Below are 25,940 nucleotides of genomic sequence, written 5' to 3' on the forward strand. Positions count from 1 at the left end.
TAATTTAACTTTTTGCGCTGTAATTTTTTAACTCTTCGTTTATTTCTGTAATCATACTATTAACATCTTCTGTATACTTAGAATCTGAAAATGATTTTATAAAGGCTTCCGAATATTCCTTGGCATCTTCTAAACGTTTCTTTTTCAAGTAAACTAAACCCGATTGAAGCGTTCTTTTAACTTCTACACTATTTACCGCTAATTTATAAGCCGAATCTAGTCTATAATATAAAGCCTCTTCACGTAATTTAGAACCAGGAAAATCAAAAATAAAATTATCAAACGATCTTACTGATGCTGGATAATCTGAAATTTGATTGAATTGCTTTGCTATTTCGAACGCTTTCTTTTCTAATTTAAAATCCAGTTCTTGCACCAAAGTGCTTGCTTCTGATACATGATTAGATTCTGGATATACGTTGATAAACTCTTGAAGCTTTTCAATAGCCTCTTTAGTTTCTGTTTGATCCTTACTAAAAACTGGAGATAACATATAAGCACTTTTAGCACTTAAAAAGGCTGCCTCTGCTACTTTTTCGCTTTTAGGATAACTTGAAGCAAAACGCTCAAACTGATAACCTGCTACGTAGTAATCTCCCATTTGATAAAATGAGTTAGAATACAAATACATGAGCTTCTCTGCTTGTGGTTTACCTCTGTAACTTGGTACAATTTGAGCAAAAAGCTTATTGGCTTTTGCAAATTTACCTTCGTTATAAAACTCCTCTCCCATTTTAAATTTTGTAGCTATAGCTCCTTCTCCATCGGCTTTTAACACCTTTTGATACTCACTACAACTGCTTAAAACAGTAAGAAACACTAATATGTAAAAAAATTTGTTCATAGATTTTTAATACAGCACGCAAAAATACGCTATTTATATGGATTTTAAAAATAATATTTAAGCGCTAAAATAACAGCTAAAACACAGTAATTATAAGGTTTAAGTAATATTTAACACACTAAAATGATTTTACAAAATCTTGAATTTTTGCTTTTAGAGCATTAGATGCAGGAACTATTGGCAACCTTACCGTGTCTTTACACAAATTTAAGGCTTCAAAAACCGCCTTAATTCCAGCAGGATTATTTTCTTCAAAAATATAACCAATTACATCCATTAGTCTATAATGCAAGGCAAAACCTGCTTTGGCATCGCCTTTTAATCCTAAACGAATCATTTCTGAAAACTCTTTTGGATAAGCTTGACCTATAACCGATATAACACCTGCTCCACCAGCTAAAGTAACGCTTAAAACTAAGTCGTCGTCACCAGAAATCACTAAAAAGCCTTCAGGCTTATTTTTAATAAGCTCGTAATATTGTGCCATGTTATTCCCAGCTTCTTTAACCCCAACAATATTTTTAAAATCGTTGGCTAAACGTAAAGTTGTATCAACTTCCATGTTTTTTGAAGTTCGACCAGGAACATTATATAAAATGATATCTATTGGACACGCCGTAGCAATGGCCTTAAAATGCTGATAAATCCCTTCTTGTGTTGGCTTACTGTAATATGGCGAAACAGATAATATAGCATCAATTCCACTTAAATCTGTAGAGTTAATTTCCTCTATAACGCCCATTGTATTATTACCACCAATACCTAACACTAACGGTAAACGCCCGTTATTGGCTTTAGAAATAGTTGCAATGACATCCTTTTTCTCTTGTTTTGTTAGTGTAACACTCTCTGCTGTTGTGCCACAAATGACCAAATAATCTGTACCATTATCAATATTATAATTAACAATATTGGCTAAGGCCTCATGATCTATACTTAAATCTGAATTAAATGGTGTAACTAACGCAACTCCCGTTCCTACAAACTTATTATTCATTACTTATTTAATTTTTTTTAAAATGGTTAAATATTTAAACACTTCTTCTTTAAACAGATCGAATTGTTTTAAATTGGTTTTTATAATTAAATCATTTAAACGCTCGTCGGTTTGTAAAATTCCTATTTTAAATTTTGCTTTAGACTCGGCCGTAATTAATTTTAATTCTAAAATTTCTTTTTCATAATAACTAATCAATACATCAAACTCCTTGTTTAAAAAAGTTTGTAATTCTGTATTTTTAATTGCTCCTTTCCATCCAAAATCCTTAGGATTATAACAATCATCCCAAGACAGTAAACTTTGTTTTTTAACAGAAGAAAAGGCAATAACCTTCATTCTATTTGGTCTAATTTTAATGTAATCAGCAAGTTCTCTAAAGACCTCAAAATCATCAAATTCATCAACATTTATAATAACACCTAGGCTTACAACCTCGCTATTATTAACAATAACCTCACGGTTAGCTAACAATTTGTTCAAGTACTTTTTAATAGAATTTTCTTTAAAACCCTTTAAAATCATTTATCTTTATAACTTTGCGCAAAGGTAGCAAAAGTACATTCAAATTATAGGTTTTCTAATGAGGTTTACACATTTCTTTTTTTTGTTATATTTTTTAGTTTTTCTTAATTGCGAACAGGGAAAATTACGACTTTCTAAAATTGAAGGGACACAAATAGCAATTTCCGATTCTATAACTACAGATTCGGAAATAGAATCATTTATAAAGCCCTACAGAGTTAATATTCAAAAGGATTTAGACAGTGTTTTGGCTTATTCCGCTGGTACTTACTCAAAAAACGATGGCGAATTTAACACTGCTCTAGGAAACTTTATGGCCGATGTTATTTATAGCGAAGCCAACCCGATTTTTAAATCTAGAACTCAAAAAGATATTGACATGGTTTTACTAAACCATGGAGGAATAAGAGGTCTGCTAAATAAAGGTAATGTATCTAAAAGGACCGCTTTTCAACTTATGCCCTTTGAAAACAGTATTGTTGTAGTAGCCCTTAAAAAACCCCAAATTGATAGCTTAATTGATTATCTATCTACACAGAAAAAAGCACACCCAATTTCAAAGCTAAAACTAACTTTAGATAAAAATTATAATGTTATTGAAGCGAAAATAAAAGGAAAGGAGATTACCAACAATAAAACTTATTACGTAGCCACAAGTGATTATTTATATAACGGTGGAGACAATATGAACTTTTTTAAACCTAATGACACTTTATATAGATTAGATTATAAAATTAGAAACGCCATAATTGATAATTTTAATAAACTTGATACTATTAATCCTGTAATCGATAATCGTTTTACACAAATAAAATAAGACATGAAACGTAGAAATTTTATCCGGAAAACCTCTGCAGGAACAGCACTAATGGCATTAGGAGGTCTTGGACTTCAATCTTTTTCGAGAACAAGCGCGTCTACTAAAATTACAATTTTACATACTAACGATGTACATAGCCATATTGACTCTTTTAATCCTAATGATGCTAAATACGCCAATAAAGGCGGTGTTGCTAGACGAGCCACTTTGGTAGAGTCTATCCGACACGAAAACCCAAATACGCTATTATTAGATGCTGGTGATATTTTTCAAGGCACCCCTTACTTTAATTATTATGGTGGCGAATTGGAATTTAAACTCATGAGCAAGTTAAAATATGATGCTGCTACCTTAGGAAATCATGATTTTGACAACGGTATTGATGGTTTATATGCGCAATTACCTCATGCTAAATTTCAATTTATAACGGCTAATTACGACTTTTCTAACACGATAATGGATACACATACTAAGCCTTATAAAACTTTTTTTAAAGACGGTATTAAAATAGGCGTTTTTGGTTTAGGTATAAAATTAGAAGGACTGGTAGCACCAAATATGTTTAAAGAAACCAAATATTTGGATCCTATTGAAAGTTGCCAAGAAATGACTCGTATTTTAAAGGTAGACGAAACTTGCGACCTAATTATATGCCTATCGCACTTAGGTTATTATTATAAAAACAACCCAAACAAAATATCCGATTTAGCGCTTGCCAAAGCCACAAAGGACATCGATTTAATTATTGGTGGACACACCCATACATTCTTACCAAAACCAACTATTGTTAAAAATATTGAAAACAAAAATACACTAGTAAATCAGGTTGGTTGTTATGGCATTAACTTAGGTAGAATAGACTTTTATTTTGATACCGATAAAAACAAAACGGCTAACGGAACATCGATTATTGTTTAACATGCTGTCATGATTTTTGGTTAAATACGTCTAATCCTTAATAGACCTATTTACTATCCAAAACAACATGAAAAAACACATACCATTCATTTTAAGAATACTAGTTTCCGCCATTTTAATTCAAACCCTACGCTTTAAGTTTTTGGCACACCCAGACAGTATTTATATTTTTAAAAAAGTAGGTATAGAACCCATTGGAAGAATAGGAATAGGTGTTTTAGAATTAATTTCTGGCATATTAATTCTTATACCAAAAACCGTTTGGATTGGAGCTAGTTTAGCCATAGGCATTATTGGAGGCGCAATTATCATGCATTTAACCGTACTTGGTATTACCGTAAAACATGATGGCGGACTACTATTTGGAACCGCAGTTCTTACTTTTATACTAGCGTCTATTATACTTTTTTTATACAGGAGGGATATTCCATACTTTGAAAAGAATAGAAACTAAACTTAGTAAATAAAATTATTAACTTTATTATCAACGTTTGGCAATGAAGTTTGATAGTAAAACAAATTAAAGGCTAACAACATAAATGTTGTAGACAGAAAATTAAGAAGATGTCTGTCATCTATATAGATATAAGCAATATCCATAACCTCAGACAAAACAATACTTAAAGACCCCAGGAATATAAAAAGTGATTTTCGATTATCTCGACAGAAAAAGTTTATCATACCTACAAAAAACAAAGTAAGTACAATCACGTTATAGATAAACTCAAAATAATAATCTGCTTGATAAATTAAATTTGGCTCAATAAAACCAGTAAGCGCATAAAACAAATAAACATTTAAAAACACTAAAACAATGCTATGTATTTTTAAATTTTTAAAAACATAAACAAAATTAGTTAAACGTACTATTCTGACAATTAGAAATATATAAGCTAAAATATAGAGTGAATTCCCCACGAAGTATTCAAAATCATTTGCAAACATTTGCGAAGAGAAAGTTATTTTCCCCATCATTATAGTTAACAAATCTGACAACGAATAGCATATTAAAAAAGCCCAAAACAAGTTATCTTTAGGATAAACATAAAAGCTATACCCTATGGTTATAAAAGGAACCAGCAACGAATGCAGATCGAGTGCTAAAGTTTCATTACCGTTAAACTCACAAACAGTAAATAAAACATAACACATTAAAACAATTCCAACCAAAAATTTTGGCTTAAGCATGAGAGAGAATTAAAATTTCAAGACAAATATATGTAATTTACCGAATAAAATCTACTCTTTATCGATTTAGTGCAAAAATCAATTTATTTTCTGTAGGAATTCAAATTCACTTATTATAGAAATATTAAGTTTTTCTGCTTTCTCTTTTTTACTAGGCCCCATATTACTTCCTGCAACAATATAACTTGTTTTAGAAGAAATTGAACTACTCACCTTTCCGCCATTATCCTCTATACATTTTTTAAGTTCATTTCTAGAAATCGACTCAAAAACACCGGTAACCACGATAACATCCCCTTTAAGCAACTCCGTTTGTCCGCTTAATTGTTCTTCTGTTAATTCAAACTTTAGTCCAAACGTTCTTAAGTTATTTATAATTTCTATATTTTCTTCGGCATCAAAAAAGGCAACAACACTTTCTGCTATTTTAATTCCGATTTCATCTACATTAATTAACGCTTCTTGAGTCGCATTAATAACCGCATCAATATTCTTATAATGTTTGGCTAGTTTTTTAGCTACCGTTTCGCCAACGTAACGTATGCCTAAGGCAAATAAAACACGCTCAAAAGGTACTTTAACAGATTCTGCTATACCGTTTATTAAATTATCGGCACTTTTTTCGGCCATACGCTCTAAGGGCAAAACTTGCTCCTTTGTTAATTTATATAAATCGGCATAGTTATTTATCAAGCCTTCATTAACTAAAAGCGCTACAGTTTCGCCTCCTAAACCATCAATATCCATAGCTTTTCTAGATATAAAATGCTGAATTCTACCTATAATTTGAGGATTACACCCATTATAATTAGGACAATAATGCTGTGCTTCGCCTTCTTGCCTTACTAATTGTGTGTCGCACTCTGGACAGGTTGTAATATAAATTGTAGGTTCTGAGTTTTCTGGACGTTTAGTTAAATCTACACCCAAAATTTTTGGTATAATTTCGCCACCTTTCTCCACATACACTTCATCATTAACTCTAATATCTAATTTCGCAATTTGATCGGCATTATGTAATGACGCTCGCTTAACAGTAGTTCCTGCTAACTCAACAGGTTCTAAATTAGCTACCGGCGTTATAGCACCCGTTCTACCAACTTGATAAGTAATACTGTTTAGGCGCGTAGAAACCCGTTCGGCTTTAAATTTGTATGCCATAGCCCAACGAGGTGCCTTAGCGGTATACCCCAACTCATCCTGCTGCTGTAAATTATTAACTTTAATAACTACACCATCTGTCTCGTAAGGTAAGTCATGACGATGCACATCCCAATATTCAATAAACTCCAATACGCCATCAATAGAATTAACCAATTTAGCAGCATCAGGTACTTTAAAACCCCATTGTCTAGCTTTTTCCAAACCTTCAAATTGCGTATTAACACCTAAATTTGTTCCGGTTAAATTATATAACAAACATTCCAAAGGGCGTTTAGCGACTTCGGCACTATCTTGTAGTTTTAAACTTCCAGATGCAGTATTCCTTGGGTTCCTATAAGGCTCTTCACCTATTTCAATGCGCTCCTCATTCATTTTAATAAACCCTTCAAAAGGCAACACAATTTCTCCTCGTATATCGAATTTTGGTGGATAATCGCCTTTTAATTGCAATGGCACCGACTTTATTGTTTTAATATTAGCCGTTACATTATCGCCCTGAAAACCATCGCCTCGAGTTACAGCCTTAATAAGTTTACCATCTTCATAGGTTAAACTAATAGATGCGCCATCATATTTTAATTCGCAGGTGTATTGAATATCGCCATCTATTAATTTTTTAATACGTGTTTCCCAGTCTTGCAAATCTTCTTTAGAGTATGAATTATCTAAAGAATACATACGATGCTCATGAACTGTAGTTTCAAAATTTTTAGTAACAGCACCACCAACACGTTGCGTTGGCGAATTAGCATCGAAAAACTCTGGGTGTTTAGCCTCTAAAGCCTGGAGCTCTTTTAATTTTATATCGAAATCGAAATCTGAAATAGTTGCATTATCAAGAACATAATAGTTATAATTATGCATTCTTAATTCGTCTCTAAGGTTTTGGATGTGTTGCTCTACTGTGTTCATTAAATTTTATCACCTTTTATCATTCTATCTTTCTTAAAGATATCTTGTTTTAACTCTATATTCTTAAAATTGTTATCGTTTAATAAAGTAATCATACTTCGACCTAAAAACTCATTAATTTCAAAATACAACTTACCTTTTTCCTTTAAATTTACTGTTGCAAAATCTGTTATGGCTTTATAAAAAAGTAAAGGATTTTCGTCTTCTACAAATAATGCCAGATGCGGTTCATGCTCTAATACATTTGGTTTCATTTGCGGTTTTTCCTTTTCTCTAACGTATGGCGGATTGGACACAATAACATCAAATTTTAAATCTTGAATACGATCTGCATTTAAAATATCGACCTTAAAAAAAGTAACATCTACCCCATTTAACTTAGCGTTTTGTTTCGCCATTTCTAAGGCATCCTCACTAATATCCAAGGCATAAACCTTAACGTTTTCTAGGTTTTTGGCTAAAGAAATAGCAATACAACCACTTCCGGTGCCAATATCTAGAATGTTTACAGCAGGATTATTATCGGTTTGTTTTATAACACACTCTACCAGCTCTTCGGTTTCGGGTCTTGGAATTAAAACACTTTCGTTTACCTTAAAAGTTAAACCATAAAACTCTGTTTCGCCAATAATATATTGCACAGGTTTTTGCTCTTTTAACAATTGCAAAGCTTCTAATATCTTTTCTGTATCCTTTACTTGGTAACCCGAATCCATGGCTAATTGAATTCTAGACACATTAAAATAAAAGTCGATTAGCATAAAAAAGAAACTATCCACTTCTTCTTTACCATAATCGGCATCTAAAACCTCATGAAACCTGTATTGTATATCTTTTAACTTCATAAATTCTTAATCATCCATACACCACAAGAATAATGGCCCGTATTTCCTAATGCGCCTTCTAAATGTTTAAAACCGTAACTTTCATAAATATGAATAGCGGCCTTAAGTTGCGATGCAGATTCTAAATAGCATGTTTTATAACTTAACGCCTTTGCTTTTTCAATACATTTTTCAAACAAGGCGCGTCCATAACCTTGACCTCTTACCTTTTTAGAAAAATACATCTTTTGAATTTCACAAGTATCAGTATCCGAAAGCGATAATGGTTTTACGCCTCCACCGCCTTCTACCCTACCATTACACTCAATTACAAAATAAGCATCGTTATCATTTTGATAGGACTGAAACATTTTCGAGGTTTCAGGATCGGTATATGCTGTACCTTCCAAAGGAATATCAAACTCATGAAAACAAGATCTTATCACAGCTTCAATTTCTGCATTATCTTGAGGTTCAATTTCTCGAATAACTATAGTATCTTTACTCACTTTTAAAGGTCAATTATAAAGAAGTGAAGATACGCTAAATCGAAAAAAACCGGAATGAAAAATCTAATAATCTTATCAACAATCTGTTTTCTATTTTTGAATTGCTCGGTTAATGAAAAACCACAATTTATAGGTTTAGAAAATATTAAGATTTCAGAATCCACTTCAAAATACATTACGGTTACGGCCGAAGCTAGATTTATTAACCCTAATGATATTGGAGGTGAATTGCAAACCGATGAAATAAAGGTTTTTATAAACAATAACGAAATGGCCACAGTTTCTGCAGAAAATTTTGAAGTTCCCGCCAAAAACGAGTTTTCTATCCCTTTAAAAACCAAAGTACCTACCGATAGTATTTTTAGCGATAAAAATTTAAGTGGATTACTAGGTAGCCTATTTAGTAAAAAAGTAAAAGTGCAGTATAAAGGCGAGATTAAATATAAAGTTTTAGGATTTTCGCATTATTATAATGTAGATGAAACCGAAGACGTAAAAATTAAATTTTAAAAGTGAACATTCACGAAACCTACATAAAACGCTGTTTAGAAATTTCTAAAAATGGTTTAGGAAACACCAGACCAAATCCTATGGTCGGTAGCGTAATTGTACACAACAATAAAATAATAGGTGAAGGCTACACTAGTGCGTATGGCGGTAATCATGCCGAAGTAAACGCCATAAATTCTGTTTTAAACAAGGATGTATTAAAAGAAGCAACCATTTACGTAACGCTAGAACCTTGTTCGCATTACGGAAAAACACCACCTTGTAGCGACCTTATTATTAAGCATAACATACCAAATATTGTAATTGGCTGTATAGACGATAACGAAAAAGTAGCCGGAAAAGGTATTAAAAAACTAAAGGAAGCCGGTTGCCATGTTACAGTAGGCGTTTTAGAAAAGGAATGCAAAACCCATCACAAGCGATTTTTCACGTTTCACAATAAAAAACGGCCTTATATTATTTTAAAATGGGCAGAAACCAACAATGGTTTTATTGCTCCAAAAACAAAAAACGAACAAAAACCTGTTTGGATTACCAATAGCTATTCTAGACAACTTGTACACAAATGGCGTACAGAAGAACAAGCTATTTTGGTAGGCACAAACACGGTTTTACAGGACAATCCAACCTTAAACGTTAGAGATTGGACAGGAAAAAACCCAACACGACTAGTTATCGATAAAGATGAAAAACTTCCTAAAAAGCTAAACATTTTTAATGCTGAAGCCGAAACCATTGTATTTTCTAAAAACAATATAGATTTCTCTAAAAACATAGGGCTACAAATTTGCAATGCACTCTACAACATGGAAATAAATTCTGTGATTATTGAAGGTGGAGCTAAAACGCTTCAAACATTTATTGACGACAATTTATGGGACGAAGCTAGAGTTTTTATTGGACCAACCACTTTTTTAGATGGTATTAAAGCTCCTAAGCTAAAAGGAACCTTAATTTCTGAAGAAAAAATAGAATCAGACAGACTTAACATATACATAAATGATTAAAACTATAATTTTCGATTTTGGTAATGTATTTATTAACTTAAATATAGAAGCCGCTCACAAACATGCCTTAGAAGCTTTTAATATTGAAGCGTTATCAGACGAAATGCTAGGTTTTAATAGTTTTTATGAGCAAGGGTTAATTTCTACAGAAGAATTCCTCGACTTTTATTCCCAAAACTTCCCGAAACTATCAAAGCAAGAACTTATTGATATTTGGAATTTTATGCTGAAAGATTTTCCGGAAAGTCGATTAACCTTTTTAAAGGAATTAAAGCAGTCTTCAAAATATAAATTGATTTTATTGAGTAACACCAACGAACTTCATATTGACTTTATTAAAACAAATGTTTCATTTTACAATGAATTTAAAAACTGTTTTGATGCCTTCTACCTATCTCATGAAATAAATTTAGTAAAACCAAATCAAGATATTTTTAATTTTGTTTTAAATGAAAACAAGCTTAAAGCTGAAGAATGTCTTTTTATTGATGATAATAAGGACAATATTGAAGCTGCAAATACTTTAAATATAAAAACCTGGTTAATTAACCCTGAAACCGAAGATGTTAAAAATCTATTTACCACTAAAAAAGACTTGTTTTAATACATTTGATAGAAAAAGACACATATAACACCATAACCAAAGCCACAGAACCTGTTATACACAAAGATAAAAACAGTAAGTTTTTTGGATATGCATTTCCTGTAACCCAAGAAGAGGACATAAAACTACACCTAGAAGCGTTAAAAAAAGAACACCACTCGGCACGACATTGGTGTTATGCGTACCAGATAGGTACCGAAACCATATCTTATCGCGCAAACGACGATGGAGAACCCAGTAATTCTGCAGGCATGCCAATTTATGGACAAATTCAATCTTACGATCTTACTAACATATTAATAGTAGTAGTACGATATTTTGGCGGTGTTAAATTGGGCGTTGGTGGATTAATTAGTGCTTATAGAACGGCCGCACAACTTAGTCTTGATGCCTCTAACATTATTGAAAAAACAATAAACATAGATTACCTAATAACGTTCGATTATAAAAACATGAACACTGTAATGCGTGTTATAAAAGAAAAATCTTTAAACATTATTAATCAAAAATTAGAGCTAGATTGCAATATCACCATTTCGGTTAGAAAAAGTGAAGCCCAATCTATTCATGCCATTTTTGATCGTCTCTACGAGATTAAAATAAAAAAACTGTAAGCTATTTCTCTAATAAATCTAAAAAATATTGAGGTGCTTTGGTTGGTCGCCCTGTTTTCATATCCACAAATACTAAAACAGTACTCGCTGTTGTTAAAATTTCACCTTTTTCATTAGTAATTTCATACTCAAATTCAATCTTAACATTGGGTGTGTTTTTTAGTTGAGTTTTTACATTAATTACATCATCATAACCCGCTGATTTTTTATAGTTTACATTTAAAGAAACTACAGGCAGCATAATACCATTCTCTTCCATGGACTTATAAGAAATACCAAGTTTCCTTAACCACTCGATTCGCCCCATTTCAAGATATAATGCATAGTTACCATGGTAAACTACACCCATTTGGTCGGTTTCACCGTACCTCACTCTTATTTGTATTTCATCGAATTTCATAAGCATATTTAAATATTTTTTTGTAGCTTCGGCTAGAGCTTAAACATGAGGAATTATTTCTAAAAATTCAATAGAAAATCATTTTTTTTTTAAGAATTTTGTTCACATATTTGCCACACCTTAAAAAAGGGTTATGAAACGCTATTTTTCATAAAAATCTAACAAAAAAAGTCACAAAAAATAAAACATGAGTGTAACTGCGCAATCGGTTTGGAATAACTGTCTCGAATTTATAAAGGATAATATCCAACCGCAAGCTTACAAAACTTGGTTTGAACCAATCAAAGCAGTTAAACTTACTGACACGTCATTAAGTATTCAAGTACCTAGTAAATTCTTTTACGAATGGCTAGAAGAACATTATGTTAAAATCTTAAAAGTATCACTTACTAAGGAATTAGGGGAAACAGCCAAATTGGTTTACATTATTAAAATGGAAAACACATATGGTAACAAACAACCGTTTACTGAAAAAATTCCTAGTGCTAATAGAGGTGCTTTAAAATCGCAAGATGTTGATGTTCCTTTAAACAATAAAAGTCCAGAGTTACGCAATCCTTTTGTTATTCCTGGAATTAGAAATGTAAAAATAGAATCTCAACTTAATCCAAACTATAGTTTTGAAAATTTCTTAGAAGGCGATTCTAACAGATTAGCAAGAAGTGCGGGATTAGCGGTTGCCAATAAACCTGGTGGCACATCATTCAATCCTTTATTAATTTTTGGTGGTGTAGGTTTAGGAAAAACACATTTAGCGCACGCTATAGGTGTAGATATTAAAGATAAATATCCAGAAAAAACAGTTTTATATATTTCGGCTGAAAAATTTACACAACAGTATATTGATGCCGTTAAGAAGAATAATAGAAATGATTTTATTCATTTTTATCAAATTATTGATGTTTTAATTATTGATGATGTACAATTCTTATCTGGTAAAACAGGTACACAAGATGTATTCTTCCATATATTTAACCATTTACATCAAAACGGAAAACAAGTTATTTTAACAAGTGACAAAGCTCCGGTTGATATGCAAGATATAGAACAACGTTTATTATCGCGTTTTAAATGGGGACTTTCAGCAGAATTACAAAATCCAGATTTTGAAACTCGCGTATCCATATTAAAAAACAAACTATATCGCGATGGTGTTGAAATGCCAGACGATATTATAGATTACGTTGCCAAAAACATTAAATCTAATGTTAGAGAGCTTGAAGGTGCTATTATTTCTTTAATTGCGCAATCATCTTTCAATAAAAAAGAAATTACAATTGATTTGGCTCGCGTTATTGTCGAAAAATTTGTAAAAAACACAAAACGCGAAGTTTCAATAGACTACATTCAAAAAGTGGTATCAGATTATTTCCAAATGGATATTGATACACTGCAGTCTAAAACTAGAAAACGCCACATTGTTCAAGCACGTCAATTAGCCATGTTTTTTGCTAAAAAATTCACTAAGGCATCATTGGCAAGTATTGGTTCTCAAATAGGAAAGCGTGATCACGCAACCGTTTTACATGCTTGTAAAACCGTTGACAACCTATCTTCAACAGATAAACAATTTAGAAAATACGTTGAGGATATTGGTAAAAAACTTTCTGTTTAAGATAATACAATTATCATGACTAAAATTTTAATGGTTTGCTTAGGAAACATTTGTCGTTCTCCTCTAGCTGAAGGTATTTTAAAGTCAAAACTTTCAAAAGATTTTATAGTGGATTCTGCCGGAACTGCCAACTACCATAGTGGTGCTGCTCCAGATACACGCTCAATAGCCGTGGCAAGAAAATATGGTTTAGATATTTCAAATTTAAAAGGCAGACAATTCAACGTTACCGATTTTGATACATTCGATTTGATTTATGTTATGGATCAATCTAATTACAACAACGTTATTAAGTTAGCTAGACATAATGAAGACATTGCAAAAGTAAAACTTATTTTAAACGAAGTACACGAAGGTAAAAATTACGAAGTTCCAGATCCATATTACGGCGGTGATCATGGTTTTGAAAACGTATACCAAATGTTAGATGAAGCCTGCGATGTTATAGCAAGCAGTCTTATCTAATTTTATCTTTTTCAATTAATTAGGGTCTTATTTATTAACTTTACGTAAAAAGACACGCCATGAAACCACTAACTCTTCTAATTATATGTTGTTTTTACAGCACTATATTGTTATCGCAATCTGTAAATCTTATAAGTTTTGCTTCAGGCTTTTCGCAGCCTGTTGAAATTGCAATTACCAACACAGCTAATGATTCCCGTCTGTTTATTGTTGAAAAATCTGGAGTAATAAAAATCATAAACGCAGATGGCAGCGTTAAACCTACTCTGTTTTTGGATATTACTAGTCGTGTTGGGGCTGGTGGAGAACGCGGATTTTTAGGACTAGCTTTTGCTCCAGACTATGCCTCTACAGGAAGATTTTATGTAAACTATACAGACAATACTAGCACAGGAAAGCCGAATACGATAATTGCACGATATACAGTAAGTACAAACCCAGATATAGCCAATACCAATGGCACTACCCTATTATCGTACCAGCAACCCTTTGGGAATCATAACGGCGGAAAAATAGCTTTTGGACAAGATGGCTTTTTATATATAGCTGTTGGCGATGGTGGTAGCAGTGGCGATCCCGCAGATAGAGCACAAAACACCTCTAGTCTTTTTGGAAAGTTATTAAGAATTGATGTAAGTGGCAACCTTTACTCTATACCTAGTACCAATCCGTACGCCGAATCGGCCAATGAACCAACGGACCCTAGACCTGAAATTTACGCTATGGGTTTACGAAATCCTTGGAAGTTTTCTTTCGATAAAAACAATGGCGACCTATGGATTGCAGATGTTGGACAATATTTAATTGAGGAAATTAATAAAGTTAACGGTTCTGGAACACCAGGAGACAATTATGGTTGGCGATGTTTTGAAGGTAGCAATCCTTTTAACGACCAAGGTAATTGCCCAACTGGAGGCATTAACAGCACTATAAAACCTGTTGCAGAGTATAATCATTCCGGTGGAAAATGCTCTATTACCGGAGGTTACATTTACAGAGGCTCTACGTTTTCAAGTTTTACAGGAAAATATTTTTTTGCCGATTATTGTAGTGGAGAAATAGGACTATTAACCAACACAGAAGGCAATTGGTCCATGAACCTCCAGACGCCTACAAACAAACACAATTGGACTACATTTGGAGAAGATATTAACGGTGAATTGTATATTGCAGGTGGCTCAACAGTATACAAAATTCAGGATCCTTCATTAGGTACCACAAAAGTAAAAACCACAGACTATTTTAAAATATTTCCTAATCCATCTGAAGACTATATTAAAATAGATTTGACTAATAATTACAACCAGGTTAACACAATTACTATTTTAAATATTAACGGACAAAATATTAAAACTATTACCAAACCAAATCAGAAACTAATAACCCAATCCACAAAAAATTACGCAAAAGGATTATATTTCATTGAAATTACAACGAAAGACCATTCAAAAGCCATTAAAAAACTTATCATAAATTAAATGACTAACAAAATCGGTAAATTATACCTTATACCAACAACCTTAGGCGACAACGAACCATTAGAAGTTTTACCTATTAGCGTAAAACAAGCCATAGACAACATTGACACCTTTATTGTTGAAAACGACAAAACGGCAAGACGCTTTATAAAACGCATAAGTCCGGAAAAATCGCAGCCATCATTAAACATGTTTCATTTAAATAAATTTACCGATGAAGCAGATTTACCTACATTTTTACATCCGTGTTTAAATGGTGTAGATGTTGGTTTACTTTCCGAAGCAGGTTGTCCTGGGGTAGCAGACCCAGGAGCCGATGTTGTAAAAATTGCCCATCAAAAAAACATAAAAGTAGTACCGCTAGTAGGACCCTCGTCTATTTTAATGGCCATTATGAGTTCTGGAATGAACGGACAGAGCTTTACTTTTAATGGGTATTTGCCTATTGATAAGGCTGAACGAAAAGCAGAAATTAAACGTTTAGAGCGTTTATCGTTCGAGCAAAACCAATCGCAAATATTTATTGAAACACCCTACAGAAATAACAAAATGCTTGAAGACCTTTCGGCTGTTTTGGAGAACAACACCGATATTTGTGTAGCCTGCGATATCACGTTAAGCACCGAGTTTATAAAAACCCAAACCGCAAACCAATGGAAAAAAAATAAGGTAGACCTCCATAAAAGACCTACCATATTTATTATTCATAAAAGTTAAAACCTATTATATAGCTTTAGCTTTTCTATTTGCTTTAACAAAAGAGGTATCATAACCAGAAAAACGTTTCATGTAATAGTGTACCGTAGTACCATAACCGTCTGCAAAATTATCCAAGCCGTAGCTCCTTAAGTACTTTTTTACACTTCCTGGGCCGGCAAGATGCGCTGCAGCTAACATACCTGATTCGGTAATAATAATACCGTTAATGCGTTTACCAACAAAGTTTTTAATATCTCTTCTTAAAATCCATTTGTTACGTGCAGAATTAGCAATAAATGCTTTTTCTTGTAGCTTTGGGCTTTTTAGAAACTTTTCAGGGTTATGTATACCAATAAGCTTTAATGTTTCGGAGCCAAATTGATATTTACCTAAATACCCGTAAGTATTTACACTAGAGTAATCGCCTCCAGACTCTTTAAAAGCCAAAGCCTCTTTAAAACCAACAAAAGATTTTCCTAAGTAAGGTGAGAATTCAAAATCGGAATCTGATAACTCCGATTCATTTTCGTTCACAGCAGCAATATTACTAACCGTGTAATTTAAGTCTAAGCCTTCAGTTGAGTACTTGCTTAAATCGATTGTTTCATTTGATTGAAACGACACATACAATAGTGTTAATATTGTAAGCGTAATAGTTACGAATCTTCCAATATTCCTTATCATAATTTTAAATTTTTTCGATATATATATACAAATTATATACACCGTGAAATTTGAGCGTGCAAAAGTACACCTTTTTTCAATAACTTCAAAATTAATCGATTAAGTACACTTTCTATATGTAGAATAGATGAAATACAGCCTTATTTTTATTGAATTCTAAGGTTGGAAAAGGGATTTTTATCATGTTAAAAACATCGAAAACAGACCTTAAAAGCTTAGAGTTTGTTTTTATAGCTTTTAAATTTACATCCAAACTTAAGTAGTATTGTCTATAACGCCGATTGGTGTTTATTAATTGACTATCAACACCTTCTAACCCTGTTAGCATGCCATCGGCACCATAGCCAACCGCTACATTTAGCCATTTAGGAACGCTACTTTCTTTAAAAAACGAATGTATGTTCGCGCTAAGCCAATAAGTTTGTCCGTTGTAATCTTTTAAGGTTTGCTCTAGGAAGGTTTCACCAAGCTTATCTGGACGTTGTTTGGCGTACTTAGTTTGATGAAAACTGTATTTTAAGGCAATTCGTTGCTCTTTCCATAGTAATTCTTGCCCAATATAGAGTCCTGTTCCTGCTCCGTTGGCTAAAATATCGCCCCATGAAAATCCCCATTCGGATGAAAATCCATCTAACACTTCAACAGCCGATAAAAATGAAAAACCTAAAGTAGCTCCGTAAATTAATTGATGCTTTTTGTTGACACCGCTCCAATGTAATAATTGAGCTCCATGCTTTCCTAGTTGATAAGACGTAAACGCATGTCCTAATTTATCCATTTGTAACCACTGATTATTATCGTTTGTGGTATGAAACTTGGATTGTTCGAAATCGGCATACCAAAGTTGATGTAACCCAACCAATGTTAAGCCACCTATAGCAGCTTCGGTAATAACCACAGCATTTCGGCGTGGTTTATTAAGTGTGTCGCTTGGGGTTAAAAAGGCATTTAGTTTAGATTGCGAAAAAGAAGCCACCGGCAACATAACAAAAAGAATAATATGTTTTAACGCCCAAAACCGCACTATTTATTTATGCCTTGAGATGATAAATAGCGCTGATATTCTCTAGCATTTACATTATGTTGTGCTAAGGTTTTGGCAAACTTATGGAAGCCATAACGTTTAGCATCGGCAGCAAAATATAAATACTTATGTTTTTCAAAATTTAAGACCGCATTTATGGCCGATATATCTGGCATGGCGATAAGTCCTGGAGGCAAGCCTCTATTCTTATACGTATTATAAGGCGAAGCAATGTCTTTATGGACATTAAGCACACGTTTTATTACCGTGTTTTTGTACTTAGGAAGTTGGTAAGCTGCAAATTTTAAAGTAGGATCTGCTTGAAGTGGCATACCTATACGTATCCTATTCATGTAAACACCTGCTATTCTTGGCTGCTCCGATGCTTGTTTAGACTCTTCGTACACTATAGACGCCAATGCAATAACTTGATCTTGCGATAAACCAATGGCATTTGCTTTTTTAATTTTAGCATCGGTCCAGAATCGTTTATATTCCTTTAACATACGTGCTCTAAAATCTTCGGCAGATGTGTTCCAAAAAAACTCATAGCTATTTGGCAAATACATACCTAAAGCTGTAGCCTCTTTAAAACCGTTTTCGCTTAAAAAAGCGCTATCCTTCATGGCATTTAAAAGGGATATGCTATCTGCTTCAATTTCTTTTGAAACACGACCTGCTAATTTTTCGAGTGTACTTTGATTATTAAAAGATACTTTAATTGGCAAATTTTTGCTTCTAATAGAGTTTATAATATCGTTATTGGTCATGCCCTTATTTATTTGGAAACGACCTGCCTTAACGTATTTATTATACTCTTTACGCTCGGCTAAATCATCGAACGAATCTATATCCTCCAATAAAGGTTCCAACTGCGCACGAACATCTTGATAGTTTGCTCCCGTTGGGACATAAATATAGGCGCTTTCGTTATTAAAAGCTGTGTTTGGTTTTAACATGGCTTTGTAAACAAAATTGGCGAAAAAAGCAGCCACAATAAGGCCAATAACTAAAATTGCTAAGAGTATTTTTTTTATGTACATCTATTTATTAATAAGCTGGTATAAGTATTCGTTTTTATAAGAACCATTTACATAGTTCCAGTCTTTTTTTAGTCCTATTTCTTTAAAACCTTGATTTGAAAACAGTTTGATGCTGGCATCATTTTCTTCTGAAATATTACAGTATAACTGATGTAAATCGAGATGTGTAAAACTATAGTTGATTAATAGTTTTAGAGCTTCGCGACCATAGCCTTTTAATCTATTGGTAGATTCTTTAACCAAAATCCCCACGCCTGCTCTTCTGTTTTTAAAATCGAAATCGAATAAATCAATCATTCCCAATGCCACATCGTTATAACTTGAAATAACCAATCTTAATTGTTTTACTTCAAAAATATCTTTGTGCGCATGCTCTAAATACTGTTTAATTAAAAACCGAGAATATGGGGTTTGGGTATTACTAATTTCCCAGATAGACTCATCGTTTTCGATGGTATGGATAAAATCCAAATCTTCCGGTTCTAAAGCACGTAAATATATGTTTTCGCCTTTTAGAGTAATCATATACTACCTTTAAAAATAAGTTTTGCAGGACCACTTAGCCATACATTTTTATAAATGCCGTCCTCCACATTAAAACTTACTTTTAGTTTTCCGCCTTGAACATTTAAATTAACTAAGTTTTTTTCGGTTTCACCAATATAATGCATAGCAATAGCTACGGCTGTTACACCTGTTCCGCAGGATAAGGTTTCGTCCTCTACACCGCGCTCGTAAGTTCGCACTCTAAACTCTGTGTCCGATTGTTTTTTCACAAAATTAACATTGGTACCAGCCTCATTATAAGGTTCGCCATAGCGAATATTAGCGCCTTGGGTTTTAATACTGAAATCTTCAATATTAGGTTCAAATTGCACATGATGCGGCGACCCTGTATTTAAAAACACATGGTTTTTATGGGTTTCGATTTTAGACACATCTAGCATTTGTAAATTAACGATATCTCCTTCTACAGTTGCATGATGTAAACCATCGATAGCCTCGAAAACGGCTTTATCTTTAATAACTCCCAGTTCCTTAGCAAAAGCGACTAAACAGCGCCCACCGTTACCACACATGGTACTTTCGTTACCATCCGCATTGTAATACACCATTTTAAAATCGTGTTCTGGATGGTTTTCTAGTAAAATTAATCCGTCTGCTCCTACTCCAAACCGGCGGTCGCATAAAAAAGCAACGCGTTTGGTATCGTTTTTATTGAATGTTTGCTGACGATTATCAATCATCACAAAATCATTCCCTGTTCCTTGGTATTTATAAAAAGTTTGTTGCATAATGTAGCACAAAGATAAAGAAGTGATTTAAATTTTTTGGGGTAATATTAAAGCTAGTTAATAATTACTACACTTTATTGGTAAGTGCGCTAGGGATAGCAATGGAAAGCCCACAGGGAGGTACGACCGAGGACTTGAAATGAATAGCCCGACCCTTGTGGTAGCGCCCAAATTATTATTTTTTTTTGGAGTGTTAAATGAGCGTTAAAGTTGGCGTTAAAAAAAGTTAAAACGAATTTATGTATTCAATAAATAATTAATTTTAATCGTTAAATAGATTGAAATAATTTTAAAACATACAAGATTAACGCATATGAAAAAGATTTTAACATTAGTATTCGTATCGGCTTTGGGTGGCATTTTCACCTTAGGAACCTACAAGTTTTTTTTAGAAGAAAAGCAACCTGTTGTTATTGCTGCAGCTGCCGAAAACCCTACATTTTTACCAACAAGCAACACACGGCCTTTATTTAGTGCCGAGGATAAAATAGATTTTACCATAGCTGCCGAAAATACTGTAAACGCGGTGGTACACGTTAAAAATGTTACACTTAGTAAAGGGACATACACCATGCAAGATTTGTTTTCGGGACGATCGTCTGAACGTGCACAAACGGGCACGGGATCTGGTGTTATTATTAACGCCGATGGTTATATAATTACCAATAACCATGTTATTAAAAATGCCCACGAATTATCGGTTACCTTAAACAATAATAAAACGTATACAGCGGAATTGGTTGGTGCCGACGAAAAAACGGATATCGCGCTTTTAAAAATCGATGCCGACGAGGAATTACCATTTGTAACTTTTGCGGATTCTGATAATGCTAAAATTGGCGAATGGGTATTGGCTGTTGGTAACCCATTTAATTTAACATCGACTGTTACGGCGGGTATTATTAGTGCAAAATCTAGAGATTTATCGGGTACAAGCAGACAATCGTTTATTCAAACAGATGCGGCAGTAAACCCAGGAAATTCTGGTGGTGCTTTAGTGAATACTAATGGTGAATTGGTAGGAATTAATACCGCTATAACATCGCAAACGGGCTCTTATGTAGGATATTCTTTTGCTGTACCTAGTAATATTGCTAGAAAAGTGATTGAAGATATAATGGAGTTTGGAAACGTACAAAACGGTATTTTAGGTATACAAGGTGGCGCTTTAAATAGTATGAATGCTGAAAAAATTGGAGTTCCTGACACCGAAGGTGTTTATATTGATGATGTGGTTGCAGATTCTGGAGCTGAAAAAGCAGGTATTAAAAAAGGTGATATAATTAAAGAAATTGATAATATTAAAGTATCTAAATTCTCTGATTTAACCGGACATTTAAGCGCTAAACGCCCTAACGATGTGGTAAACTTAATAGTATCTAGAGATGGCGATTTAAAAACTATACCTGTAACGCTAGCAAAAAATGACACCTTTACTATGCCGCTTGTAGGACGAATTAAAGATGCTAAGGCTAAAGACCTAAAGAAATTTAATGTGACTTACGGTGTTAAAATTGCTGAACTAGATGAGCAATATGCCGAATATTGGAAAAAGAATGGTATTATAGAAGGTTGTATTATTACAGCAATTAACGATATTAAAGTGAAAAATGTAGAAGATGTGCAACGTGCTTTAAGAAATAAATCTAGATACGAAGCTTTAAGACTAGAAGTTATAAATACGAATGGCGATTTAGAACGCTATAATTTTAGATAGTTTATATACTAATTAAGACGACTAATAAGTTTTAATTACCGAAATCAAGTTCCAATTAATTTTAATAACCCTTTAAATATACTTATTATTTGAAGGGTTATTTTTTTCGTTAAAGTGCTTTACGAAAACGTTTGAAATATGGTATTTTAGCTAAAACACCACAAACTAAACTTTATACATTATGGGTTCTAATAAAACTTATGAAAAAGAATTAGCATTTCAGGCTGATCGAAGAAAAGCAACTGTAGAATTTATAAAAGCCGTAAGCGATTTATGGTATGACAAATCGATTGAATTGGTACTTTTTAGAAACCAACTAATAGATAGAAATGTGAGTCAGATTTTAAACCTGCACGAATACGCGGGTAAATTTGTGCAAAAGCCCATTTCTATTTTTGATTCGGTTGAAATTGCTCAGGCCATAAAAGCCCTTAACGTCCCTCCTGCAAAATTAGATATTGGAAAGCTAACTTACGAGTACCATTTAGACGACAATAAACATAATAACGCCAAGGCCTTTGTGTCTCATAAACTAAAAGACGCAAGTAAAAATGGAAGTTTTGAACCAAAAGACGTTATACTTTATGGTTTTGGTAGAATTGGTAGATTGGTAGCCAGAGAACTTATGACGCGTACCGGAAAAGGAAGTCAGTTACGTCTGAGAGCTATTGTTACCCGTGGGACTATTGATGCCAAAATACTAGAAAAAAGAGCTTCGCTACTGCGTAACGATTCGGTACATGGCGATTTTTCGGGTACCGTTACTATTGATGCGAAGCAGAATGCTTTGATAATTAATGGAACTACAGTACATATAATTTCGGCAAATACGCCAGAAGAGATCGATTACACTACCTATAATATTAATAACGCTTTAGTTATTGATAATACTGGCGCCTTTAGAGATAAAGAAGCCTTGAGTAAACATTTAAAATCGAAAGGCGTTAAAAAGGTTTTATTAACGGCGCCAGGAAAAGGTATTCCTAATATTGTTCATGGTGTAAACCAACAGGAAAATAACCCTGATAAAATCGATATATTTTCGGCAGCGTCATGTACTACAAATGCTATTACCCCTATTTTAAAGGTTATTGAAGAAAGTTTTGGAGTAAAAAGCGGCCATTTAGAAACTATACATGCTTATACAAACGACCAAAACTTAGTGGATAACTTTCATGGTAAATACCGCCGCGGAAGAGCTGCGGCCCTTAATATGGTTATTACAGAAACTGGAGCTGGAACTGCCGTTGCTAAAGCGTTGCCAAGTTTAGAAGGTAAACTTACTTCCAATGCTATTCGTGTACCTGTACCCAATGGATCGTTAGCCATTTTAAATTTAGAAATAGAGAATAAAACATCGCTTAATGGTGTGAATTCAGTTTTAAAAAAATATGCCTTAGAAGGCGATTTGGTAGAACAAATTAAATTTGAATTGAGCGACGAACTGGTATCTAGCGATATTGTTGGCTGTTCTGCCCCATCCATTTATGATAGTAAGGCTACCATTGTTAGAAAAGATGGAAAAAACATCATTTTATACATTTGGTATGATAACGAATATGGATACAGCCATCAGGTTATACGCTTAGCAAAATATATTGCAAAGGTTAGACGTTATACGTATTATTAATACGCCATAAATTTAAACACATTTTTAATAATCTAATATAGGATTTGAATCGTATATAAAATAGCCTCATTTTTATGAGGCTTTTTATTGATTTTTAATCGTTTAATAAACTATATTTTATAAATTCGCAAACCAAATACAACCAAAAAGCATTTAAAATGAATCCTATCAAATCTCTATGTTTACTTATATTTAGCTGTTTAATAAGCTTTAATTCATTTTCTCAAACCACTACTGAAGACGACGACCAATTATCCTTATACAAAGGAACTATTGATAATCAATTTGAATATATCCTTAAAAAGTCTGGGAATTTTAAAGGAACCAACGGTCAACCTTACGAAGCTGTAAAATTAAGTATGTTATTAGCACTTCGTGCTCATACTTTAGACTCTTTAAAAACAGTACATAAAAATTTAGCAGAAACAAAGGCTGTAGTGTCGTCTCAAGCTAAAGAAATTTCAGCTTTAAAAGCGAATCTTTCAAATACGCAATCAGATTTAGAAACCACTAATTCTGAAAAAAACAATATGGCACTCTTTGGAATGCAAATGAGTAAAATAAACTACAATGTGCTTATGTGGTCTATTATAGGTGCTTTATTAGCTTTACTAATTTTGTTTATTTATAAATTTAAAAACAGTAATGCTATTACTAGAAAAGCGAATCATAATTTAGCTGAAATTGAAGAAGAATTCGATGAGCACCGCAGAACAGCATTAGAGCGCGAACAAAAAGTGAGACGCCAGTTACAAGACGAGATTAATAAACAGAAAAAAGGAAAATAAATTCTTATTTCTACAACTTATACAAAAATCTGTAATTTTTAATTACAGATTTTTTTTTATTTAAAAGGTATTTAAAACCTCCGTAATTTCTAAAAAACTAGGTCGAGCTATAACATCTGGTTTAGTACAATCATTAATTAGTTTTAGCCAATTATTTAGTTGGCCTTCGTTAAAAGTATCTTGGTTAACTACATGTAAAACATCTTCTAACAGACACCCATAAGCTCTTACTTCTATGCGTTGTATATTTGGTGCAATTTCCCAATTTACATTATAAAAACTAGCTGCTCCAAAATCGCCTAAATAACAATCTGCTGTTTTATTTACCAAGATATTATGGGCATAAAAATCGCCATGATTAATACCCTTTTCATGTAATTGTGTACTAACTGAAGCCATACCCTTAGCTATTTTTAGCAACTGGGCTGCCGTAAAACTAGAAGCTTCATCAAATACATCTCTTGTACATGTTTCTAAACTTGGCGGATTTCCTAAATTACTATAATTGGATGCTATAAGTTCCATTATTAAGGCACTTTTACCATCAGGATGATTTTTTATTTTACCCAAAATAGGTATTAAATTCTTATGGTTTCCGGCCGCTATGGAGGCATCCATTTCATCTTCGGGTAAACCATCGCTAGTTACCGCGCCTTTAAACACTTTTATAGCAACATCCTCTTGTTTTTGCTCCCAATGTGCGTGGGAAATAAATCCAGAGGCACCCTCACCAATTAACGTTTTAATAGTAAAGTGGTTCCAATTATACGATTCCAGATTGTTCTTACATGGCATGCTTTGCGCTGCAGGATTTCCTCCAAAGCCTATCCAAGATAATTTAGGCAACTTAAATAACCAATTAGGAATACTCTTTAATTGGTTTGCCGAAATACGTAAAAGCTCCAAGTTTACACAGTTTGCCATTTCGTCGGGTAATGCTTCAATTTTATTTCCTGATAAGGCGCATTTACGGAGCCTAACTGCTTGTCCTATACTTTTAGGTAATGCCTTAATTTTATTATCAGTTAAAATAAGCCAGTTTAGTTTGGGTGGAAATGCATCCTCAGGAACTGTTGTAATTTGATTGAATTTAAAACCAATCATACTCAATTCAGGACACCGAGCTAAAACTGAAGGAAAGACTGTAAACTTATTATTTGCAAAAAATAAAATTCTTAATTTCTTTAGTTGGGCAAAACTATCTGGCAATGTAGAAAGGTCGTTACCGGATAAATCTAGAATTTCTAAGGTATCGGCTAGTTTTAAAATGTCTTCTGGAAATGTTTTTAACCCACAGGCTAATTTTAGTCTTTTAAGGCCAATTAGCTGTCCAGATTGCAATGCTTCTAAAGTATGTGTCATGAATATATTTTCTGCGTGCAAATCTAACTATAATGGATTAGAATTTACAAGTTGAAATGAGTAAAGCACAGGATTGAATATTCTTGTTCCTCTAATACCTTAAAGAAAAATTAAGAATAGAATAATAGTTTATTTTATAAGATTAAGGAAGTAGAACAGGATTACATAGCCTTGTTCCCCACTCCTGAAAATGAAAAGGAACGCAGTTACTACAGCTTACTTTTTCGTTTCTATAAAAACCCTAAAATAGGTTTTACATTTTTATATAAATAAAAAAAGTCTGCCAAGGCAGACTTTTTTTATT

At 33.2% G+C, this 25,940-nt stretch carries 28 protein-coding genes; 14 read left to right on the plus strand and 14 right to left on the minus strand.

Going from position 1 to position 25,940, the window contains the following annotated elements:
- Positions 1-4 precede the first annotated feature (4 nt).
- From HNQ90_RS12000 to HNQ90_RS12010, 3 genes are all read right to left on the minus strand, one after another.
- A complete protein-coding gene (locus HNQ90_RS12000) occupies positions 5-844 on the minus strand; it encodes an outer membrane protein assembly factor BamD (protein ID WP_144116281.1) in 840 nt (279 codons plus the stop codon).
- Positions 845-962: 118 nt separating this feature from the next.
- Complete coding sequence (gene dapA / locus HNQ90_RS12005; RefSeq protein ID WP_144116282.1) at positions 963-1,841, minus strand: 4-hydroxy-tetrahydrodipicolinate synthase; 879 nt, start codon at positions 1,839-1,841, stop codon at positions 963-965.
- A gap of 3 nt (positions 1,842-1,844) precedes the next feature.
- Positions 1,845-2,366 carry a DUF6913 domain-containing protein gene (locus HNQ90_RS12010; RefSeq protein WP_144116283.1) on the minus strand — a complete coding sequence of 174 codons (522 nt, stop codon included), beginning with the start codon at positions 2,364-2,366 and terminating at the stop codon, positions 1,845-1,847.
- Between the two features lie 82 nt (positions 2,367-2,448).
- On the opposite strand from HNQ90_RS12010, the gene HNQ90_RS12015 reads away from it, so the two are divergent.
- The 3 genes from HNQ90_RS12015 to HNQ90_RS12025 all read left to right on the plus strand — a co-directional run bounded on the left by HNQ90_RS12015 (position 2,449) and on the right by HNQ90_RS12025 (position 4,558).
- Complete coding sequence (locus HNQ90_RS12015) at positions 2,449-3,183, plus strand: 5'-nucleotidase C-terminal domain-containing protein (RefSeq protein WP_144116284.1); 735 nt, start codon at positions 2,449-2,451, stop codon at positions 3,181-3,183.
- Between the two features lie 3 nt (positions 3,184-3,186).
- Positions 3,187-4,104 carry a bifunctional metallophosphatase/5'-nucleotidase gene (locus HNQ90_RS12020; RefSeq protein ID WP_144116285.1) on the plus strand — a complete coding sequence of 306 codons (918 nt, stop codon included), beginning with the start codon at positions 3,187-3,189 and terminating at the stop codon, positions 4,102-4,104.
- Positions 4,105-4,171: 67 nt separating this feature from the next.
- Positions 4,172-4,558 carry a DoxX family protein gene (locus tag HNQ90_RS12025; protein WP_144116286.1) on the plus strand — a complete coding sequence of 129 codons (387 nt, stop codon included), beginning with the start codon at positions 4,172-4,174 and terminating at the stop codon, positions 4,556-4,558.
- A gap of 2 nt (positions 4,559-4,560) precedes the next feature.
- Here HNQ90_RS12025 and HNQ90_RS12030 read toward each other — a convergent pair whose 3' ends face one another.
- From HNQ90_RS12030 to HNQ90_RS12045, 4 genes are all read right to left on the minus strand, one after another.
- Positions 4,561-5,292, minus strand: a complete 732-nt coding sequence (locus HNQ90_RS12030; RefSeq protein ID WP_144116287.1) for a hypothetical protein — start codon at positions 5,290-5,292, stop codon at positions 4,561-4,563.
- A gap of 78 nt (positions 5,293-5,370) precedes the next feature.
- Complete coding sequence (gene ligA, locus HNQ90_RS12035) at positions 5,371-7,368, minus strand: NAD-dependent DNA ligase LigA (RefSeq protein ID WP_144116288.1); 1,998 nt, start codon at positions 7,366-7,368, stop codon at positions 5,371-5,373.
- The gene (gene prmC / locus HNQ90_RS12040) at positions 7,368-8,213 is read right to left on the minus strand and encodes a peptide chain release factor N(5)-glutamine methyltransferase (RefSeq protein WP_144116289.1); all 846 of its coding nucleotides are present in this window, start codon (positions 8,211-8,213) and stop codon (positions 7,368-7,370) included. Before prmC ends, ligA begins: the two co-directional genes overlap by 1 nt.
- Positions 8,210-8,701, minus strand: coding sequence for a GNAT family N-acetyltransferase (locus HNQ90_RS12045; protein ID WP_144116290.1), 492 nt, complete (start codon positions 8,699-8,701; stop codon positions 8,210-8,212). The genes prmC and HNQ90_RS12045 overlap by 4 nt, the downstream gene beginning before the upstream one ends.
- Before the next feature lie 54 nt (positions 8,702-8,755).
- Here HNQ90_RS12045 and HNQ90_RS12050 point away from each other — a divergent pair, with 54 nt between their 5' ends.
- The 4 genes from HNQ90_RS12050 to HNQ90_RS12065 are packed head-to-tail and all read left to right on the plus strand — an operon-like array spanning position 8,756 to position 11,436.
- Positions 8,756-9,211 carry an LEA type 2 family protein gene (locus tag HNQ90_RS12050; RefSeq protein ID WP_144116291.1) on the plus strand — a complete coding sequence of 152 codons (456 nt, stop codon included), beginning with the start codon at positions 8,756-8,758 and terminating at the stop codon, positions 9,209-9,211.
- Positions 9,212-9,213: 2 nt separating this feature from the next.
- Positions 9,214-10,218, plus strand: a complete 1,005-nt coding sequence (gene ribD / locus HNQ90_RS12055) for a bifunctional diaminohydroxyphosphoribosylaminopyrimidine deaminase/5-amino-6-(5-phosphoribosylamino)uracil reductase RibD (protein WP_144116292.1) — start codon at positions 9,214-9,216, stop codon at positions 10,216-10,218.
- Positions 10,211-10,822: an HAD family hydrolase gene (locus HNQ90_RS12060; protein WP_144116293.1), complete on the plus strand. Its 612-nt coding sequence runs from the start codon at positions 10,211-10,213 to the stop codon at positions 10,820-10,822. The genes ribD and HNQ90_RS12060 overlap by 8 nt, the downstream gene beginning before the upstream one ends.
- Positions 10,823-10,827: 5 nt before the next feature.
- Complete coding sequence (locus tag HNQ90_RS12065) at positions 10,828-11,436, plus strand: IMPACT family protein (RefSeq protein ID WP_144116294.1); 609 nt, start codon at positions 10,828-10,830, stop codon at positions 11,434-11,436.
- A gap of 1 nt (position 11,437) precedes the next feature.
- Here HNQ90_RS12065 and HNQ90_RS12070 read toward each other — a convergent pair whose 3' ends face one another.
- A complete protein-coding gene (locus HNQ90_RS12070; RefSeq protein WP_144116295.1) occupies positions 11,438-11,836 on the minus strand; it encodes an acyl-CoA thioesterase in 399 nt (132 codons plus the stop codon).
- Positions 11,837-12,023: 187 nt separating this feature from the next.
- Here HNQ90_RS12070 and dnaA point away from each other — a divergent pair, with 187 nt between their 5' ends.
- Genes dnaA through HNQ90_RS12090 form a run of 4 tightly spaced genes read left to right on the plus strand, consistent with a single transcriptional unit; the run spans position 12,024 to position 16,111 of the window.
- Positions 12,024-13,451 (plus strand): chromosomal replication initiator protein DnaA, encoded by a 1,428-nt coding sequence (gene dnaA, locus HNQ90_RS12075; protein ID WP_144116296.1) that lies wholly within the window; start codon positions 12,024-12,026, stop codon positions 13,449-13,451.
- Positions 13,452-13,466: 15 nt separating this feature from the next.
- A complete protein-coding gene (locus HNQ90_RS12080) occupies positions 13,467-13,916 on the plus strand; it encodes a low molecular weight protein-tyrosine-phosphatase (protein ID WP_144116297.1) in 450 nt (149 codons plus the stop codon).
- A 59-nt stretch (positions 13,917-13,975) separates the two neighbouring features.
- Complete coding sequence (locus HNQ90_RS12085) at positions 13,976-15,394, plus strand: PQQ-dependent sugar dehydrogenase (protein ID WP_144116298.1); 1,419 nt, start codon at positions 13,976-13,978, stop codon at positions 15,392-15,394.
- Positions 15,395-16,111 (plus strand): SAM-dependent methyltransferase, encoded by a 717-nt coding sequence (locus HNQ90_RS12090; protein ID WP_144116299.1) that lies wholly within the window; start codon positions 15,395-15,397, stop codon positions 16,109-16,111.
- Between the two features lie 6 nt (positions 16,112-16,117).
- Here HNQ90_RS12090 and HNQ90_RS12095 read toward each other — a convergent pair whose 3' ends face one another.
- The 5 genes from HNQ90_RS12095 to dapF form a co-directional block, all read right to left on the minus strand.
- Positions 16,118-16,777 (minus strand): lysozyme family protein, encoded by a 660-nt coding sequence (locus tag HNQ90_RS12095; protein WP_144116300.1) that lies wholly within the window; start codon positions 16,775-16,777, stop codon positions 16,118-16,120.
- Positions 16,778-16,889: 112 nt separating this feature from the next.
- The gene (locus tag HNQ90_RS12100) at positions 16,890-17,762 is read right to left on the minus strand and encodes a DUF2279 domain-containing protein (RefSeq protein WP_144116301.1); all 873 of its coding nucleotides are present in this window, start codon (positions 17,760-17,762) and stop codon (positions 16,890-16,892) included.
- Between the two features lie 38 nt (positions 17,763-17,800).
- Positions 17,801-18,844 carry an endolytic transglycosylase MltG gene (gene mltG, locus HNQ90_RS12105; protein ID WP_144116302.1) on the minus strand — a complete coding sequence of 348 codons (1,044 nt, stop codon included), beginning with the start codon at positions 18,842-18,844 and terminating at the stop codon, positions 17,801-17,803.
- Positions 18,845-19,369: a GNAT family N-acetyltransferase gene (locus tag HNQ90_RS12110; RefSeq protein ID WP_144116303.1), complete on the minus strand. Its 525-nt coding sequence runs from the start codon at positions 19,367-19,369 to the stop codon at positions 18,845-18,847.
- The gene (gene dapF / locus HNQ90_RS12115) at positions 19,366-20,139 is read right to left on the minus strand and encodes a diaminopimelate epimerase (RefSeq protein ID WP_144116304.1); all 774 of its coding nucleotides are present in this window, start codon (positions 20,137-20,139) and stop codon (positions 19,366-19,368) included. The genes HNQ90_RS12110 and dapF overlap by 4 nt, the downstream gene beginning before the upstream one ends.
- 313 nt (positions 20,140-20,452) lie before the next feature.
- Between dapF and HNQ90_RS12120 the strand changes: the two genes are divergently transcribed.
- From HNQ90_RS12120 to HNQ90_RS12130, 3 genes are all read left to right on the plus strand, one after another.
- On the plus strand, positions 20,453-21,856 hold the full coding sequence (locus HNQ90_RS12120) for a trypsin-like peptidase domain-containing protein (RefSeq protein ID WP_144116305.1): 1,404 nt from the start codon (positions 20,453-20,455) through the stop codon (positions 21,854-21,856).
- 181 nt (positions 21,857-22,037) lie between these two features.
- Complete coding sequence (locus HNQ90_RS12125) at positions 22,038-23,486, plus strand: glyceraldehyde-3-phosphate dehydrogenase (RefSeq protein WP_144116306.1); 1,449 nt, start codon at positions 22,038-22,040, stop codon at positions 23,484-23,486.
- Positions 23,487-23,644: 158 nt separating this feature from the next.
- Positions 23,645-24,274: a tRNA (guanine-N1)-methyltransferase gene (locus HNQ90_RS12130; protein WP_144116307.1), complete on the plus strand. Its 630-nt coding sequence runs from the start codon at positions 23,645-23,647 to the stop codon at positions 24,272-24,274.
- A gap of 60 nt (positions 24,275-24,334) precedes the next feature.
- On the opposite strand, the gene HNQ90_RS12135 is transcribed toward HNQ90_RS12130, so the two are convergent.
- Complete coding sequence (locus HNQ90_RS12135; protein ID WP_144116308.1) at positions 24,335-25,636, minus strand: leucine-rich repeat-containing protein kinase family protein; 1,302 nt, start codon at positions 25,634-25,636, stop codon at positions 24,335-24,337.
- Positions 25,637-25,940: the final 304 nt, after the last annotated feature.

The organism is Algibacter amylolyticus, from assembly GCF_014202225.1.
GTDB lineage: Bacteria > Bacteroidota > Bacteroidia > Flavobacteriales > Flavobacteriaceae > Algibacter_B > Algibacter_B amylolyticus.

Bases quoted from the DNA above. Each gene is read 5' to 3' on its own strand.
- mltG (WP_144116302.1), bottom strand. From the start codon at position 18,844: ATGTACATAAAAAAAATACTCTTAGCAATTTTAGTTATTGGCCTTATT.
- HNQ90_RS12130 (WP_144116307.1), top strand. From the start codon at position 23,645: ATGAATCCTATCAAATCTCTATGTTTACTTATATTTAGCTGTTTAATA.
- HNQ90_RS12100 (WP_144116301.1), bottom strand. From the start codon at position 17,762: ATGTTGCCGGTGGCTTCTTTTTCGCAATCTAAACTAAATGCCTTTTTA.
- ligA (WP_144116288.1), bottom strand. From the start codon at position 7,368: ATGAACACAGTAGAGCAACACATCCAAAACCTTAGAGACGAATTAAGA.
- HNQ90_RS12025 (WP_144116286.1), top strand. From the start codon at position 4,172: ATGAAAAAACACATACCATTCATTTTAAGAATACTAGTTTCCGCCATT.
- HNQ90_RS12010 (WP_144116283.1), bottom strand. From the start codon at position 2,366: ATGATTTTAAAGGGTTTTAAAGAAAATTCTATTAAAAAGTACTTGAAC.
- HNQ90_RS12030 (WP_144116287.1), bottom strand. From the start codon at position 5,292: ATGCTTAAGCCAAAATTTTTGGTTGGAATTGTTTTAATGTGTTATGTT.
- HNQ90_RS12095 (WP_144116300.1), bottom strand. From the start codon at position 16,777: ATGATAAGGAATATTGGAAGATTCGTAACTATTACGCTTACAATATTA.
- HNQ90_RS12000 (WP_144116281.1), bottom strand. From the start codon at position 844: ATGAACAAATTTTTTTACATATTAGTGTTTCTTACTGTTTTAAGCAGT.
- HNQ90_RS12125 (WP_144116306.1), top strand. From the start codon at position 22,038: ATGGGTTCTAATAAAACTTATGAAAAAGAATTAGCATTTCAGGCTGAT.
- HNQ90_RS12110 (WP_144116303.1), bottom strand. From the start codon at position 19,369: ATGATTACTCTAAAAGGCGAAAACATATATTTACGTGCTTTAGAACCG.
- HNQ90_RS12050 (WP_144116291.1), top strand. From the start codon at position 8,756: ATGAAAAATCTAATAATCTTATCAACAATCTGTTTTCTATTTTTGAAT.
- dnaA (WP_144116296.1), top strand. From the start codon at position 12,024: ATGAGTGTAACTGCGCAATCGGTTTGGAATAACTGTCTCGAATTTATA.
- prmC (WP_144116289.1), bottom strand. From the start codon at position 8,213: ATGAAGTTAAAAGATATACAATACAGGTTTCATGAGGTTTTAGATGCC.
- HNQ90_RS12135 (WP_144116308.1), bottom strand. From the start codon at position 25,636: ATGACACATACTTTAGAAGCATTGCAATCTGGACAGCTAATTGGCCTT.
- HNQ90_RS12120 (WP_144116305.1), top strand. From the start codon at position 20,453: ATGAAAAAGATTTTAACATTAGTATTCGTATCGGCTTTGGGTGGCATT.
- HNQ90_RS12080 (WP_144116297.1), top strand. From the start codon at position 13,467: ATGACTAAAATTTTAATGGTTTGCTTAGGAAACATTTGTCGTTCTCCT.
- HNQ90_RS12020 (WP_144116285.1), top strand. From the start codon at position 3,187: ATGAAACGTAGAAATTTTATCCGGAAAACCTCTGCAGGAACAGCACTA.
- HNQ90_RS12060 (WP_144116293.1), top strand. From the start codon at position 10,211: ATGATTAAAACTATAATTTTCGATTTTGGTAATGTATTTATTAACTTA.
- HNQ90_RS12085 (WP_144116298.1), top strand. From the start codon at position 13,976: ATGAAACCACTAACTCTTCTAATTATATGTTGTTTTTACAGCACTATA.
- HNQ90_RS12070 (WP_144116295.1), bottom strand. From the start codon at position 11,836: ATGAAATTCGATGAAATACAAATAAGAGTGAGGTACGGTGAAACCGAC.
- dapA (WP_144116282.1), bottom strand. From the start codon at position 1,841: ATGAATAATAAGTTTGTAGGAACGGGAGTTGCGTTAGTTACACCATTT.
- dapF (WP_144116304.1), bottom strand. From the start codon at position 20,139: ATGCAACAAACTTTTTATAAATACCAAGGAACAGGGAATGATTTTGTG.
- HNQ90_RS12090 (WP_144116299.1), top strand. From the start codon at position 15,395: ATGACTAACAAAATCGGTAAATTATACCTTATACCAACAACCTTAGGC.